The sequence below is a fragment of the Streptomyces sp. O3 genome (assembly GCF_054788135.1).
The window spans coordinates 1-14,820 of record NZ_JBTVYK010000049.1 but is presented as its reverse complement, the minus strand read 5'-3'; the positions used below and the strand labels follow the sequence as shown (position 1 = coordinate 14,820).

Below are 14,820 nucleotides of genomic sequence, written 5' to 3'. Positions count from 1 at the left end.
TGTCCGGCTTCCCGGAACAGGACCGGCAGGGGGCGTCAGCTGAGGGTGACCTGGCGGTTGGTGAGTCCGCCACGGGCCCGTCGCTCCTCGGCGGTGAGCGGCGCGTCGCTGGCGAGCGCCACCGCGAGGCGCTCGGCGAAGGCGGCGGCCGGCTGCTCGACGTCGGCGGCGCGCACCTCGCTCGGCAGATCCCAGACCGGGACCATCAGGCCGTGCGCCCGGAACGAGCCGACCAGCCGGGTGCCGTCGCCGAGGCTCGACTCGCCCGCAGCGTGCAGCCGGGCCAGCGCGTCGAGCAGCTGCTCCTCGGGGTGTGGCATGACCCAGCGCAGGTGGTTCTTCTCCGGGGTCTCGCACCAGTACGCGGCGTCGACGCCGGTGAGCCTGACGGTCGGGATGGCGGCGGCGTTCGCCCGCTCCAAAGAGGCCGAAACCTCAGGGGTGCTGTGCTCCGAGTCGGGCACCCAGAACTCGAAGCCCTCGTGAACGACCGGCTCGAAATCGCCCTTCGGGTCGAGCAGGTCCTGCAGCCGCGGCCCGTCGGCCGGTGCGCGGCGGGCCGCGACCGGGTTGCCGGGCTCGGCCTCCAGGGCGCGCCGCAGGGTGTCGGCCAGGTCGCGGCTCAGGTCGCCGGACGCGGTGTCGTTCTGCAGGCCGATCAGCACCGAGCCGTCGTCGCGGCGCAGGGCGGGCCAGGCCATCGGCAGCACCGTGGCGAGGGTGACGGAGGGGACGCCGTCCGGCAGCGCGTCCTTCAGCGGGAGCTCGACCGTGGCGGCCGGTACCAGTTCGCGCAGCGCGACCCAGTCGCACTCGCCGGGCAGCCCCTCGAAGGGGCGGTGCACCAGCTCGGTCACGGCGTGCGAGGCGGTGCGGCCGTGGCAGGCCTTGTACCGGCGGCCGGAGCCGCAGGGGCAGGGTTCGCGGGCGCCGACGACCGGGATCTCGCCGTCAGTGATCTGCGGCGTGCTCTGCGGCTTGCCCTTGCCCTTGGTCTGGGGGCGCTTCTTGGCCATGGTGGCTGTCTCCCGGTCTCCGCTCACTGCGTACGGCGGCGAGCCTATCCGCTCGTACCCGATGAGCAGGCATGCCGGGGGCCGGGGCCGGGGGCCGGGGCAACAGGCCCTGGCGTCAGCCGAGGTCGTCGAACGGGTCGGCGAACTGCAGCTCCGCGGCGGCGATGGCCGACGGGCTCGCGACGCGCGTAGCGAAATCGTCGTGCCGGTGCCCGCTCGCGATGACCACCCACACGGTGACTTCTCCGGGCGCGTCGTCACGGACGCCCCACTCCTCGGCCAGCGCGGTGATGATGTGGAGCCCACGGCCGCCGCGCGCGGTGACCGAGGGCGTGGCCGGAACCGGGCGGGTCGGACCACCGCCGTCCGTCACTTCCACCGTCAGCCGACCCGCCGCGTCGACCCGCCAGGCGGCCCGTACGTCGCCGCCGTCGGCCGCCGAGCCGTTGCTCAGCGGTCTGCCGTGCCGACAGGCGTTGCTGAGCAGTTCGGAAAGGATGAGAACGGCATCGTCGATGACCGAATCCGACACCCCGGTGACCCGCAGCTCGTCACGCATCCGGTGTCTCGCCTGCCCGACGCCCGCAGGGCCATGGAGTACGGCCATGCTCGAAGACGCGGGCACCTCCTGTGCCACCACCAACGCCACCCCCGAGACCTCCTTCGCCCCACGCCACGGTGTGAATGCCCCATGAGGCCGGGCCGGAAACCGCCCCACACACGCCTGGTGACGCACTTGTCACGATCGAACACGCACCGAACGCGCCGGGGCACTCTGCGTGAGTGGCGGGAGTTCGTTCTGTGACAGCGGTCACATGCTCAGGAGTCGCCGGGTGGCCTACCGGCCGAGTTGGCGCAGCACCTCACGTGGCCGGTTGGTGATGACCGCGTCGATGCCGAGCCGGGCGCACAGCTCCACGTCTTCGGGTTCGTTCACGGTCCACACGTGGACCTGGTTCCCGGCGCGCTGGAGCTTCTCGATGTAGCCGGGGTGGTTGCGGACGATCCGCATGCCGGGGCCCGCGATGCCGACCCCTTCGGGCAGGCGGCCGTCGCGCAGCCGCGGTGTGACGAACTGCATCAGGTAGACGGTCGGGAGGGCGGGGGCCGCGGCCCGGACCCGGTGCAGCGACCGCGCGGAGAAGCTCATGATCCGTACCGGCGAATCGGCGGCCGCCTCCGGGGCGTCCAGGCCGAACCGCTTGAGCAGGTGCAGCAGCCGCTCCTCGACCCGTCCCGCCCAGCGCGTGGGGTGCTTGGTCTCGATGGCCAGTTCGACCCGGCGGCCCGCGTCGGCGACGAGTTCGAGCAGCCGCTCCAGGGTGAGGACGGAGGTGTCCTCCCATTCCGGACCGTCCTCGCGGTTCTTCCAGGAGCCGAAGTCCAGGGCGGCGAGCTCGGCGAGCTCCAGGGCCGAGACGGCGCCGCGGCCGTTCGACGTACGGTTGACGCGGCGGTCGTGCACGCACACCAGGTGGCCGTCGGCGGTCAGCCGTACATCGCATTCGAGCGCGTCGGCGCCGTACTCGATGGCCTTCTTGTACGCGTCGAGCGTGTGCTCGGGCGCGTCGTCGGACGCGCCTCGGTGGGCGACGACGCGGGGCGGGTGCGGGTGCGGGTGCGGCTGCGGAACCGGGCCGTCGGCCGGGGTCTGTGGAGCGGAAGTCACGGCGTCATGGTGTCACCCTTGAGGGTGTGCGGTGGTACAGGTGGTAAGCCAGGCGGCGGACGCACAGGTGCCGCTTATGGTGCTCTGACGCCCGGTGGGAAAAGCTGATGGCATACCCGCGCAGGCCGCATCGTGGACCGAGGAGAGAGCTGTGAGCACCGAGAACGAGGACAAGGACAACGCGGTACCGCCCGCCCCGTCCACCCCTCCCGTGCCTCCCGCGGCCACTCCCGACGGGCCCCCGCCGCCGCCGTCGTCGTCATCGGCCGCCGAGCCAACGGCGGGACCGTCCCCCAAGCTGGGACCGTCCCCTGAGCCGGGCCCCTCGCCCGAATCGGGCCCGCCCCCCGAGCCGGGGTCAGCCCCCGTACCCGTACCCGGACCAGTCCCGGAAACCGTTCCGGACCCCGGCCCGGTAGCGGCCCCGAGCCCCAGTCCCGGAGTGGGCGCGGGCCCCGGCACGGGAACGGAACCCACGGCCACCTGGCCCCCCGTCCCGCCAGCCGTCCCCGCGTACACGAACGCCGCTGGCGTCGGCGGCGGCGGTGGCGGGCACGGCTGGGGCGCCTCCTACCAGCCGCCCCAGCCGCCAGGACCCGGCCAGGGCAGGGGCAGAGGCGGCCTGGTCGCCGCGGTGCTGGCCGCCGCACTGCTCGCGGGCGGCGTCGGCGGCGGCGTCGGCTACTGGGCGGCCGAGCGCAACGACGTGGACACCCCGACCTCCACCACCGTCTCGGCCTCGCAGACCCCGGCCGACCTCAAGCGTGAAGAGGGCTCGATCGCGGACATCGCGGCGAAGGCGCTGCCGAGCGTCGTCACCATCGACGCGGAGGGCGGCCGCGGCGGTGGCGGCACGGGCACCGGCTTCGTGTACGACAAGGAAGGCCACATCCTCACCAACAACCACGTGGTGGCGTCGGCGGCCGACAGCGGCAAGGTCTCCGCGACCTTCGCCAGCGGCAAGAAGTACGACGCCGAGGTGATCGGCCGGGCTCAGGGCTACGACGTCGCCGTGCTGAAGCTGAAGAACGCCGAGGGCCTGACCCCGCTGCCGCTCGGCGACTCCGACAAGGTGGCCGTCGGCGACTCGTCGATCGCGATCGGCGCGCCCTTCGGGCTCTCCAACACCGTCACCACGGGCATCGTCAGCGCCAAGAACCGCCCGGTGTCCTCCAGCGACGGCAGCGGTACGAGCAAGAACTCCTATATGAGCGCCCTGCAGACCGACGCCTCCATCAATCCGGGCAACTCCGGCGGCCCGCTCCTCGATGCCCGCGGCGCGGTGATCGGCGTCAACTCCGCCATCCAGTCCACCAGCGGCGGCATCGGCGGCCAGGCCGGGTCGATCGGCCTGGGCTTCGCGATCCCGATCAACCAGGCGAAGAACGTCGCCGAGCAGCTGATCAAGACGGGCAAGGCCGTCTACCCGATGATCGGCGCCTCGGTCATCACCCTGGAGAACGCCCGCGACGGCGCCCGCATCCCGGAAGAGGGCGCGGACAACACGGACCCGATCCTCAAGGGCGGCCCCGCGGACAAGGCGGGCCTCAGGCCGGGCGACGTCATCATCAAGCTGGGCGACCGCGCGATCGACAGCGGCCCCACCCTGATCAGCGAGATCTGGACCTACCAGCCGAACGACAAGGTCGAACTCACCTACCTGCGCGACGGCAAGGAACACACGGTCGAACTGGTCCTGGAAAGCAAGGACGAGAGCTGAGCCGGTAGGCTGTGCTCGCTCCGGCGCGGACGGCCGGGGCGGGGTGGGTTGCCCGAGCGGCCTAAGGGAACGGTCTTGAAAACCGTCGAGGCGCGAGCCTCCGTGGGTTCAAATCCCACACCCACCGCAGCGGGTCAGCGTATGCGCTGGTCATCAGGGGTGCCTCGATCGCGGGGCACCCCTTCGTCTTGACCGGGCGGGTGGGTGCCGGGCGGGTGGGCGCGTGCGGACCGCGGGCCGTGTCAGGCCGTGGCCGTACGGGCGGTGGTCCGGGCGGTGGCCGCCAGGTCCGTCGCTCGCCGGACCGAGTCGGCGGACGCGGCCAGCAGCGGGAGCCGGACGGCCGGGCTGGGGATGCGGCCCTGGGCGTGCAGCACCCCCTTGATCACGGTCGGGTTCGGCTCGGCGAAGAGCGCGGCGGACAGCCGGGCCAGCTCGGCGCCCAGCCTGCGGGCCGGTCCGGCGGCGTCGCGCCGCCACAGCGAGATCAGCTCGGAGAAGTCGGCCGTGCGGACATTGGCCGACGCCAGGATGCCTCCGTGCGCGCCCGCCGCGAGCAGCGGCGAGATGACGGCGTCGTCGCCGCCGAGCACCGCGAAGCCCGGCGCGGACGAGCCGAGCAGTTCCATCGCGGCCGCGTCGATCACGCCGGTCGCGTACTTGACCCCGACGACCTCCGGCAGGTGCCCGAGCGCGTTCAGCGCGCCGGTGCTGAGGGGCTGGCCGGTGCGGTACGGGATGTCGTAGACGACCAGCGGCAGGCCCCCGCCTTCGGCGAGCGCCGTGAAGTGCGCCAGCGCGCCCGCCTCACCGGGCCGGGTGTAGGGCGGCGCGGGAACCAGCGCCGCGGCGACGTCACCGCTCTGCGCGAGCTCCCGCAGGGTCGTGATCGCGGCGGCGGTGTCGTTGGTGCCGACGCCGACGATCAGCGGGGCGCCGTGCGCGCGGCAGGCCGCCGAGCAGACGCGGATCACGGCCCGCTTCTCCTCGGCGGTCAGCGTGGCCGCCTCCGCGGTAGTGCCCAGGGCGACGAGTCCGCGAGCGCCACCGGTCGACAGCGCCTCGTCGGCGAGGCGGGCGAGCGCGTCCGGGTCGAGGCGAAGGTCGTCGGTGAACGGCGTCACCAGAGGAACGAACAGGCCGGTGAGGTTCGCTTCGGTCGTCATGTGCCCCAGCCTGGCCGACACCAACCCAGTAGATCCAGTTCATGTTTCTTTGTTTATGCGTAAGCTCACCTTATGCTCGATGTTCGACGACTCCACCTGCTGCGCGAACTGGACCGCCGCGGCACCATCGCGGCCGTGGCGGAGGCGCTGACCTTCACCGCGTCGGCCGTCTCCCAGCAGCTGGGCGTGCTGGAGCGCGAGGCGGGCGTGCCCCTGCTGGAGCGCAGCGGCAGACGGGTGGTGCTCACGCCCGCGGGCCGTACCCTCGTCGGCCACGCCGACGCCGTTCTCGAACGCCTCGAACTGGCGGTATCCGAGCTGGCCGGCGCGCGCGAGGGCGTCGGCGGGCCGCTGCGGATCGGGACGTTCCCCTCGGGCGGCCCCGCGATCGTGCCCGCCACGCTGGCCGAACTGGCCCTGCGGCATCCCGCGCTGGAGCCGATGGTGCAGGAGATCGACTCGGCGCGGGTCTCCGACGGCCTGCGCGCCAGCGAGCTCGATGTGGCCCTCGTCCACGACTACGACTTCGTTCCCGCGTCACCGGACACCACGGTGGACCAGGTGCCTCTGCTGGACGAGCCGATGTACCTGGCTACGGGCGACGCCGCCGACCGTGCTCCCGCCGCCGGTCCCGCTGTCCGTCCCGCCGCTGGTCCCGCCGTGCGCGGCGGCACGTTGGCGGAGCTGCTCGGACCGTGGGCCGCGGCGCCGTGGATCACGGCCCGCGACGGTACGACCGGCCACGCGATGGCCGTACGCGCCTGCCAGGCGGCCGGTTTCCAGCCGCGTATCCGCCACCAGGTGAACGACTTCCGTACGGTCCTGGCGCTGGCCGCGATCGGGCAGGGCGCCGGCTTCGTACCGGAGATGGCCACCGCACACGCCCCGGACGGCGTGGTCCTGACCCGGCTGCCCCTCTTCCGCCGCTCGAAGGTCGCCTTCCGCGCGGGCGGCGGCACGCACCCGGCGATCGCGGCGTTCGTGGCGGCGGCGCGCAGGGCGGTCGGGGCGGCGGCGGGAGTGGCGACGGGAGTGGCGACGGGGGCGTCCAGGGAGATTGGCTGAAAATGTGCCGAAACGCTTCATCCGTTGCGGGGCGGGGGTGAGCGGACCGGGGAGCGGCCCTGGGGGCGGTCTGGGGAGCGGGAAAGGGAGAGTTAGGGGTTTATCGACTCATCGTCACGCTTGCGAGCGAAAGGTGCGGCAAGGGGTGGTTCGCCGGGGATTCGGTGGGCAACTCTGATCTCGCGACGTCGTGAACATCGCCAAGGCAGTCGGCCAACTCCCTTGGCACAAGCCGCACTTACCGGCTCCCGCCGGTTCTGGAGGAAAAGACATGGCAAGCATCCGTACCGCTCGCGTGATCGCCGCCGCTGCCGCACTCCCGCTGACAATGGCGCTGTTCTCCGGTGTCGCCGCAGCCGACAACGGCGGCTTCGCGAACGACGGATCGAACGTCAGCGTGGCGTCCATCATCGGCAGCGGCGTCGGCGGCGACAACAGCGGCAACTCCGCGACCAACCAGCAGGTGGCCACGGGCTCCGGCGCGACGAACCAGAACAACAACGCCCAGGTGAACGGTTCCGCCTTCACGGCGATCGACCAGTCGAACGAGATCACCACCATCAACTTCACCAACCTCTGGTGAGGCGGGGCGGCCTCCGGGTGGGCCCCGGAGGCCGGGCAACCGGGGTGGTGTGAGGGTCTGCGCGGCGGCACGAACTGTGCCGCCGCGCAGTCGCGTTCACCTTGACACCCACCGACATCTGACGGACAGTCAGATATCTGTCGGCGGTGATGGCTGGCTCAGGGTCCGGGGTTCGACGGCTGGCTCGGGGGCCGGGGTGGGGAGGGCGCGGCGGTGAGCGGTTCGGGTGGGTGCGACGAGCTGTTGTACCAGCGGCTGCGGGCGTACGAGGGAAAGCCCGCGGTCGAGGCCGGGCGCGGCAAGGATCCGGTCAACGAGCCGATGATCAGGCACTGGTGTGAGGCGATGGGCGACGCGCACCCCGCCTACACGGGCCCGGACGCGGTCGCGCCGCCGGCCATGCTGCAGGCCTGGACGATGGGCGGCCTCTCCGGGCACACCAAGGGCGCCGGGGACGGCGCCGGTCGGTCGGCCGCGTACGACGAGCTGACCGCGCTGCTGCACGGCGCCGGGTACACCTCGGTGGTCGCGACCGACTGCGAGCAGGAGTATCCGCGGCCGCTGCGGGTCGGGGACGAGATCACCTTCGACGCGGTGATCGAGGCGGTGTCGGAGCGGAAGACCACCAAGCTCGGGACGGGACACTTCGTCACGACCCGGATGGACGTCCGGGCGAACGGCCGACTGGCGGGGACCCATCGCTTCCGGATCCTCAAGTACGCGCCCGCGCCGCCGTCCAAGCGGCCCGCCGCGCGGGGCGAGCGGCCTTCGCGGGGCGAGCGGCCCGCGCAGAGCGAGCGGCCCGCGCGGACCCAGCGGCCGCGTCCCGTCGTCAACCGGGACAACGAGGGGTTCTGGGAGGGCGTCCGTCAGCACCGGCTGCTGATCCAGCGGTGCACCGCGTGCGGGCGGCCGCGGTTTCCCTGGCTGCCCGGCTGTAACGCGTGCGGCTCGGACGCGTGGGACACGGTCGAGGCGAGCGGCGACGGCACGGTCTACTCGTACGTGGTGATGCACCATCCGCCCTTCCCCGCCTTCGACCCTCCGTACGCGGTCGGGCTGATCGAGCTCGCCGAGGGTGTGCGGATGGTCGGCAACGTGGTCGGGGCGCCGCATGACGAGGTGCGGATCGGGATGCCCGTACGGCTCGCGTTCCAGCGGGTGGACGACGACGTGGAGATCCCGGTGTTCGGACCGCGGGGAGACCGTACGGACGGCGGTGGCGGCGGTGGCGGCAGTGGCGGTCACGATCGCGGGCGCGGGCGCGGGCGCGGTCGCGGTGTCGTGCCGGTGCGCGTCGGGGACGAGCTGCCGCCGCTCACGGTTCCGGTGACCCGCCTGCTGATCGTCTCGGGGGCCATCGCCTCGCGCGACTACCAGGATGTGCACCACGACGCCGTGGCGGCCGCCGAGAAGGGTTCGCCGGACATCTTCATGAACATCCTCACCACCAACGGCCTGGTCGGCCGGTACGTCACCGACCACTTCGGCCCCGGTGCCGTACTCCGCAAGATGGCTATCCGGCTGGGAGCGCCGAACTACCCAGGAGACACGATGGTGTTGACCGGCACGGTCGTTCGGGTCGACGGGGGCGCGGCCCAGGTGAAGGTCACCGGGGCCAACGGCATCGGGCAGCACGTCACCGGCACGGTCACGGTCACGGTCGATACAGGCGAGGGGATGGCGGCGGGGGCATGAGCGTGCGCGGACGGGACTCGCTGGGCGGGAAGGCCGCCGTCGTCGGCGTCGGCGCCACCGAGTTCTCCAAGGACTCGGGGCGCAGCGAGCTGAAACTGGCCGTCGAGGCGGTGCGGGCCGCGCTGGACGACGCGGGGCTCACCCCGGCCGACGTGGACGGCATGGTGACCTTCACGATGGACACCAGCCCGGAGATCACCGTCGCCCAGGCGGCAGGGATCGGCGAGCTCTCCTTCTTCTCGCGCGTCCACTACGGCGGCGGCGCGGCCTGCGCCACCGTCCAGCAGGCGGCCCTCGCTGTCGCCGCCGGGGTCGCCGACGTCGTGGTCTGCTACCGGGCGTTCAACGAACGCTCCGGCCGCCGCTTCGGCTCCGGCGTACAGCGCCGCGAGCCGTCGGCGGAGGGCGCCGCGCTCGGCTGGGTGCTGCCGTTCGGGCTGCTCACCCCGGCGTCCTGGGCGGCCATGGCGGCGCAGCGCTATCTGCACACGTACGGGCTGACGCCTGAGGCGTTCGGGCAGGTCGCCGTCCAGGGCCGGAGCTACGCGGCGACCAATCCGGCGGCGTACTTCCACGGCAGGCCGATCACCCTCGCCGACCACGCGGCGTCCCGCTGGATAGCCGAGCCGCTGCGGCTGCTCGACTGCTGCCAGGAGACGGATGGCGGGCAGGCCCTGGTGGTCACCTCGCTGGAGCGGGCCCGCGACCTGCCGCACCGGCCCGCCGTGATCACCGCGGCCGCGCAGGGCGCGGGCCGCGCCCAGGAGCAGATGACCAGCTTCTACCGGGACGACCTCAGCGGGCTGCCGGAGACGGGCGTGGTCGCGCGGCAGCTGTGGCGGGCATCGGGGCTCACGCCCGGCGAGATCGACGTCGGCATCCTCTACGACCACTTCACCCCGTTCGTGCTCATGCAACTGGAGGAGTACGGATTCTGCGGCCGCGGCGAGGCGGCGGACTTCGTCGCCGACGCGGGGCTGCCGCTCAACACCCACGGGGGGCAGTTGGGCGAGGCGTATCTGCACGGGATGAACGGCGTCGCGGAAGCCGTGCGCCAGCTGCGCGGGAGCGCGGTGAACCAGATCGCGGACGCGTCCAGGGTGCTGGTCACCGCGGGTGCCGGGGTCCCCACGTCGGGACTCATTCTGGGGGCGGACGACTGACCCTGTCAGGCCACGCCCCCGCGCTGTCAGGTAACACCCCTGGGGGGTGCGCCCCGGCTCCTCCACCCTCAGGAGGTGGAGCCGCCCCCCGTCCTACAACCTGAGGCGGACCCCGCTTCGGGACCTGCGGGCGATCCGCCGTGGCAGGGGGCGCTTCTAGCGTGGAGCCATGACCACGCTTGTCTGCGCCAGCGCATCGAAGGCCGCGTCGGGGGCCGCGTCGAAGGCCGTGAACTCCCCCGCCTATCCCTCCTTCGCCTCGTATATGCGGGCCCGCCAGCCCGTGCTGCTGCGTGCCGCCCGTTCGCTGACCGCCAACCCCAGCGACGCCGAGGACCTGCTGCAGACGGCGCTCACCAAGACCTATGTCGCCTGGGAGCGGATCGAGGACCACCGGGCCCTCGACGGCTATGTGCGCCGCGCCCTGCTCAACACGCGCACCTCGCAGTGGCGCAAGCGCAAGGTCGACGAGTTCACCTGTGACGAGCTGCCGGAGCCGGACCCGGAGCCGGTGGCCGACCCGGCCGAGCAGCAGGCGCTCAGGGACGCCATGTGGCGCGCGGTGATGAAGCTGCCCGCCCGGCAGCGGGCGATGGTCGTCCTGCGGTACTACGAGGACCTGAGCGAGGCGCAGACCGCCGAGGTGCTCGGGGTCTCCGTCGGCACGGTGAAAAGCGCGGTCTCGCGGGCGCTCGGCAAGCTGCGCGACGCCCCGGAGCTGCGGCCCGTTCGCTGAGGCTCCACGAGACCCGGCGAGGCTCTACGAGACCCGGCGAGGTACCGCGAGACCCGGCGAGGCTCCGCGAGCTCGTGAGGTTTCGCCGCGTTCGTCCCGGTTTCCCGGCTGTGACGGGCCGTCCGGAGTCGGCTGATCTGGTTCTCGGTGGCTCCTACTAGTGACATACCACCTGGTATGCGGTGAGAATCAGCCGCAACCCTACTGCTCCGTAGCGCCCACCGGGAGGACGCCGTGCTGAGCACGATGCAGGACGTACCGCTGACCGTGACCCGCCTGCTCAGGCACGGGTCGACCATCCACGGCACGTCGCAGGTCACGACGTGGACCGGCGAGAGCGAGCCGCACCGCCGCAGCTATGCCGAGGTCGGCGTCCGCGCCGCCCAGCTGGCGCACGCCCTGCGCGAGGACCTCGGAGTCGAGGGCGACCAGCGGGTCGCGACCCTCATGTGGAACAACGCCGAGCACCTTGAGGCGTACTTCGCCATCCCCGCCATGGGCGCCGTGCTGCACACCCTCAACCTCCGGCTGCCCCCTGAGCAACTGGCCTGGGTCGTCAACCACGCCGCCGACCGCGTGGTCATCGTCAACGGTTCGCTGCTGCCGCTGCTCGCGCCGCTGCTGCCGCACCTGGCCCCCGTCGAGCATGTGATCGTCAGCGGCCCCGGCGACCGCTCCGTCCTGGACGGCGCCAGCGTCCAGGTGCACGAGTACGAGGAGCTGCTCGCCGGAAAGCCGGAGACCTACGACTGGCCCGAGCTGGACGAACGCCAGGCCGCCGCCATGTGCTACACCTCCGGCACCACCGGCGACCCCAAGGGAGTCGTCTACTCGCACCGCTCCATCTATCTGCACGCCATGCAGGTCAACATGGCGCAGTCGATGGGCCTCACTGACCACGACACCAGCCTGGTGGTCGTCCCGCAGTTTCATGTGAACGCCTGGGGACTGCCCCACGCGGTCTTCATGACCGGCGTGAACCTGCTGATGCCGGACCGCTTTCTGCAGCCCGCCCCGCTCGCCGAGATGATCGAGAGCGAGCGCCCCTCGCACGCCGCAGCCGTCCCCACCATCTGGCAGGGCCTGCTCGCCGAGCTCACCGCCAAGCCGCGGGACGTCAGCTGCATGAAGCAGGTCACCATCGGCGGCTCGGCCTGCCCGCCCGCGCTGATGGAGGCGTACGACAAGCTCGGCGTCCAGGTCTGCCACGCCTGGGGCATGACGGAGACCTCGCCGCTCGGCACGGTCGCCCGCGTCCCGGCTGGGGCGGGCGCGGACGAGGAGATGGCCTACCGCCTCACCCAGGGCCGCTTCCCCGCCGGTGTCGAGGCGCGGCTGGTCGGCCCCGGCGGCGAACACCTGCCCTGGGACGGCGAGTCGGCCGGTGAGCTGGAGGTGCGCGGCCCCTGGATCGCGGGCGCCTACTACGGCGGCGCGGACGGCGAGGACTTCCGCCCCGCCGACAAGTTCAGCGAGGACGGCTGGCTGAAGACCGGCGATGTCGGCGTGATCACCGCCGACGGCTATCTCACGCTCACCGACCGCGCCAAGGACGTCATCAAGTCCGGCGGCGAGTGGATCTCGTCCGTCGAGCTGGAGAACGCGCTGATGTCCCACCCCGAGGTCGCCGAGGCCGCGGTGGTCGCCGTGCCCGACGACAAGTGGGGCGAGCGCCCGCTGGCCACCGTGGTGCTGCGGGAGGACGCGAGCGCGGACTACGCCGCGCTGCGGACCTTCCTGGGCGAGAAGATCGCCAAGTGGCAGCTGCCGGAGCGCTGGGCGATCATCCCGGCCGTGCCGAAGACGAGCGTCGGCAAGTTCGACAAGAAGGTGATCCGCCGGCAGTACGCGGACGGCGAGCTGGACGTGACCACGCTCGGCGACCAGAAGTGACCCGCTTCAGCGGTCCAGCCAGCGGCGCAGCAGCCTGCTGACGGTCGGCATGGCCGCATAGGTCATCAGGGTGCTGAACAGCGCGGCGAACACCGCCGTCCGCAGCACCAGCGGCAGAGTCGTGAGGTGCGGCCCGAGCACCGCGTTGCCGAGCAGCGAGATCGGGAAGATGGCCAGTCCGGAGCTGATGGCCATCTTCCAGCGCGGCGGCGCGGGCCGGGCCGACCCCGGCTTGGCGAACCAGGTCTCCATGCCGGTCAGCTCACGCCGGGCTATCTCGGTGTGGAAGTGCCCCTCGCAGTTGGCGAACCACTCGGCCCGCTCCGGGGACTCCTGCCACCGCCGCAGCGCGTCCGCGTCCCGGAACCGGTGCACCAGGAAGTACGGCGCGCCCTCGGCCGACGGCCGGAAGAAGCCGTGCCCGAGGTGCCCGGCGATGGCCGTGGCGGCGTCCAGGATGCCACGGGCCCACTTCTCGAAGGACTCCTCGTAGCCCGGCTCGACCCGACGGGCGATCAGCAGCGTGACCTCGCCGTTGTCGGCGGGCACGGTCGGGTGCTCAAGGGGGCCGTCGGGCTCGGTGCTCATGGTCGGGACACTCCTTGCTCACGCACTCCGGTTTGTTCGCACACTCCTGTTTCACGTGAAACAGCGCCCGTGGGCGTCAGTTGGTGCCGATCTTCGCCAGCAGGTCGACGATGCGGCCCTGCACCTCGGCGCTCGTGGAGCGTTCCGCGAGGAACAGCACGGTTTCCCCCGAAGCGAGCTTCGGCAGATCCGACTGGTCGACGGCGGCGGTGTAGACGACCAGAGGGGTGCGGTTCAGCTGCCCGTTGGCCCGCAGCCAGTCGACGATCCCGGCGCGTCGGCGGCGTACCTGCATCAGGTCCATCACCACCAGGTTCGGCCGTGTCTCGGTCGCCAGCGTCACCGCGTCCGTGTCGGCTCCGGCCCGTGCGACCTGCATACCGCGCCGTTCCAGGGCCGCCGTCAGCGCGAGCGCGATCTCCTCGTGCTCCTCGATCAGCAGGACGCGGGACGGGTGCTGCTCACTGTCGCGCGGCGCGAGCGCCTTCAGCAGTACGGCGGGGTCGGCGCCGTACGCCGCTTCGCGGGTGGCCTGGCCGAGACCGGCCGTCACCAGTACGGGGACCTCGGCGGCGACGGCCGCCTGGCGCAGCGACTGGAGCGCCGTGCGGGTGATGGGCCCGGTCAGCGGGTCCACGAACAGGGCGGCCGGGAACGCGGCGATCTGCGCGTCCACCTCGTCGCGGGAGTTCACGGTCACCGGCCGGTAACCGCGGTCGCAGAGCGCCTGCTGGGTCGAGGTGTCGGGCGCGGGCCAGACCAGCAGGCGGCGCGGGTTGTCCAGCGGCTCGGGGGGCAGCTCGTCGTCCATCGGCTGCGGCTGGGGGCGGTTGGCCACCTCGACGGCGCCGTTCGGGCCGTCCAGGGGCTCGGGGCCCTCGGCGCCCTCGTCGGGCGCGCCGATGGCGTAGGCGCGGCCCGCGGGGCGCGGCTGGGGTGCGGGCTGGGGACCCGGCAGCGGGAGCGCGGCGGCGGGCTTGGGCTCCTGCGCCCGCTCGGCCGTCTGGGGCTGGGGGTGAGCCTGGGGCTGGGCTGGGCCCTGCGTCTGCGCCTGTGTCGCGGGGGGCTCGGGGGGCGTCTCGGGGCGTGCGGATTCCGCGCGGCTGGCGTCGGGCTCGGGCGGTGTGCCCAGCTTGCGGCGGCGGCCCGAGCCGACGGGGGGCTGGCCCCCGGCACGGTCGTCGGCCACGCCGTGCGGCGGGGTGTGCTGCTGGTCCGCGAGCTGCTGAGTGAACGGGGCGCCCTGCCCCAGGGTGCGCACGCTGATCGACCTGCCGTGCGTGGAATCGCTGGCGTCATCGGCCGGGGCCTCGGCGGGCAACGGCTGCGCGAGACGCCGCTGCGTACCGGTGGTGCCCGCGGCGGGTGTCGGCCAGGTGGGAGCGGCGGCCGGGGCTTCGCCCGAGGCGTCGGCCGCGCCGTCCGGTGCCTGCGGCGCGGGGGCGGTCTCTTATACACAAATCCGAGCCCCCGAGACGCTACAGGTCATCGCGGTTGCCGTCTTGTGCGTGTAAAGGGGGGGG

General features: G+C 72.6%; 12 protein-coding genes, 1 tRNA gene and 2 pseudogenes. 9 read left to right on the top strand and 6 right to left on the bottom strand.

The genetic code is table 11. The annotated features are described in order from the left end of the window. Positions 1-35: 35 nt before the first annotated feature. The 3 genes from ACX6XY_RS22950 to ACX6XY_RS22940 form a co-directional block, all read right to left on the bottom strand. Complete coding sequence (locus ACX6XY_RS22950; protein WP_460333882.1) at positions 36-1,016, bottom strand: DUF5926 family protein; 981 nt, start codon at positions 1,014-1,016, stop codon at positions 36-38. A gap of 115 nt (positions 1,017-1,131) precedes the next feature. Beyond that, positions 1,132-1,752 carry an ATP-binding protein gene (locus ACX6XY_RS22945; RefSeq protein ID WP_460333880.1) on the bottom strand — a complete coding sequence of 207 codons (621 nt, stop codon included), beginning with the start codon at positions 1,750-1,752 and terminating at the stop codon, positions 1,132-1,134. A gap of 102 nt (positions 1,753-1,854) precedes the next feature. Further along, complete coding sequence (locus tag ACX6XY_RS22940) at positions 1,855-2,685, bottom strand: glycerophosphodiester phosphodiesterase (protein WP_460333877.1); 831 nt, start codon at positions 2,683-2,685, stop codon at positions 1,855-1,857. A 151-nt stretch (positions 2,686-2,836) separates the two neighbouring features. Here ACX6XY_RS22940 and ACX6XY_RS22935 point away from each other — a divergent pair, with 151 nt between their 5' ends. Together ACX6XY_RS22935 and ACX6XY_RS22930 are read left to right on the top strand one after the other, a co-directional pair. Then, complete coding sequence (locus tag ACX6XY_RS22935) at positions 2,837-4,405, top strand: S1C family serine protease (protein ID WP_460333874.1); 1,569 nt, start codon at positions 2,837-2,839, stop codon at positions 4,403-4,405. A gap of 42 nt (positions 4,406-4,447) precedes the next feature. After that, positions 4,448-4,532, top strand: a tRNA-Ser gene (locus tag ACX6XY_RS22930). 115 nt (positions 4,533-4,647) lie between these two features. Here the strand turns inward: ACX6XY_RS22930 and ACX6XY_RS22925 are convergent. Continuing rightward, complete coding sequence (locus tag ACX6XY_RS22925) at positions 4,648-5,571, bottom strand: dihydrodipicolinate synthase family protein (protein WP_460333871.1); 924 nt, start codon at positions 5,569-5,571, stop codon at positions 4,648-4,650. Positions 5,572-5,643: 72 nt separating this feature from the next. Here ACX6XY_RS22925 and ACX6XY_RS22920 point away from each other — a divergent pair, with 72 nt between their 5' ends. The 7 genes and pseudogenes from ACX6XY_RS22920 (at position 5,644) to ACX6XY_RS22890 (ending at position 12,709) form a co-directional block, all read left to right on the top strand. Beyond that, positions 5,644-6,636, top strand: a complete 993-nt coding sequence (locus tag ACX6XY_RS22920; RefSeq protein WP_460333868.1) for a LysR family transcriptional regulator — start codon at positions 5,644-5,646, stop codon at positions 6,634-6,636. 271 nt (positions 6,637-6,907) lie between these two features. Beyond that, on the top strand, positions 6,908-7,219 hold the full coding sequence (locus ACX6XY_RS22915; RefSeq protein WP_460333865.1) for a hypothetical protein: 312 nt from the start codon (positions 6,908-6,910) through the stop codon (positions 7,217-7,219). Positions 7,220-7,432: 213 nt separating this feature from the next. After that, positions 7,433-8,410: pseudogene (locus tag ACX6XY_RS22910) on the top strand (bifunctional MaoC family dehydratase N-terminal/OB-fold nucleic acid binding domain-containing protein); the annotation flags it as partial. After that, entirely contained in the window at positions 8,393-8,917 is a 525-nt protein-coding gene (locus ACX6XY_RS22905) for a MaoC/PaaZ C-terminal domain-containing protein (RefSeq protein ID WP_460333976.1), read from the top strand. The pseudogene ACX6XY_RS22910 and the gene ACX6XY_RS22905, both read left to right, overlap by 18 nt. Then, positions 8,914-10,080, top strand: coding sequence for a lipid-transfer protein (locus ACX6XY_RS22900; protein ID WP_460333862.1), 1,167 nt, complete (start codon positions 8,914-8,916; stop codon positions 10,078-10,080). The genes ACX6XY_RS22905 and ACX6XY_RS22900 overlap by 4 nt, the downstream gene beginning before the upstream one ends. Positions 10,081-10,249: 169 nt before the next feature. Next, complete coding sequence (locus ACX6XY_RS22895; protein ID WP_460333859.1) at positions 10,250-10,816, top strand: SigE family RNA polymerase sigma factor; 567 nt, start codon at positions 10,250-10,252, stop codon at positions 10,814-10,816. Positions 10,817-11,050: 234 nt separating this feature from the next. Further along, complete coding sequence (locus ACX6XY_RS22890; RefSeq protein WP_460333856.1) at positions 11,051-12,709, top strand: long-chain fatty acid--CoA ligase; 1,659 nt, start codon at positions 11,051-11,053, stop codon at positions 12,707-12,709. A 6-nt stretch (positions 12,710-12,715) separates the two neighbouring features. On the opposite strand, the gene ACX6XY_RS22885 is transcribed toward ACX6XY_RS22890, so the two are convergent. Continuing rightward, the gene (locus ACX6XY_RS22885) at positions 12,716-13,297 is read right to left on the bottom strand and encodes an antibiotic biosynthesis monooxygenase (RefSeq protein WP_460333851.1); all 582 of its coding nucleotides are present in this window, start codon (positions 13,295-13,297) and stop codon (positions 12,716-12,718) included. A gap of 76 nt (positions 13,298-13,373) precedes the next feature. Then, positions 13,374-14,741, bottom strand: a pseudogene (locus ACX6XY_RS22880) (response regulator transcription factor); the annotation flags it as partial. Positions 14,742-14,820: the final 79 nt, after the last annotated feature.

Bases quoted from the DNA above. Each gene is read 5' to 3' on its own strand.
- ACX6XY_RS22950 (WP_460333882.1), bottom strand. From the start codon at position 1,016: ATGGCCAAGAAGCGCCCCCAGACCAAGGGCAAGGGCAAGCCGCAGAGC.
- ACX6XY_RS22925 (WP_460333871.1), bottom strand. From the start codon at position 5,571: ATGACGACCGAAGCGAACCTCACCGGCCTGTTCGTTCCTCTGGTGACG.
- ACX6XY_RS22920 (WP_460333868.1), top strand. From the start codon at position 5,644: ATGCTCGATGTTCGACGACTCCACCTGCTGCGCGAACTGGACCGCCGC.
- ACX6XY_RS22915 (WP_460333865.1), top strand. From the start codon at position 6,908: ATGGCAAGCATCCGTACCGCTCGCGTGATCGCCGCCGCTGCCGCACTC.
- ACX6XY_RS22900 (WP_460333862.1), top strand. From the start codon at position 8,914: ATGAGCGTGCGCGGACGGGACTCGCTGGGCGGGAAGGCCGCCGTCGTC.
- ACX6XY_RS22895 (WP_460333859.1), top strand. From the start codon at position 10,250: ATGACCACGCTTGTCTGCGCCAGCGCATCGAAGGCCGCGTCGGGGGCC.
- ACX6XY_RS22885 (WP_460333851.1), bottom strand. From the start codon at position 13,297: ATGAGCACCGAGCCCGACGGCCCCCTTGAGCACCCGACCGTGCCCGCC.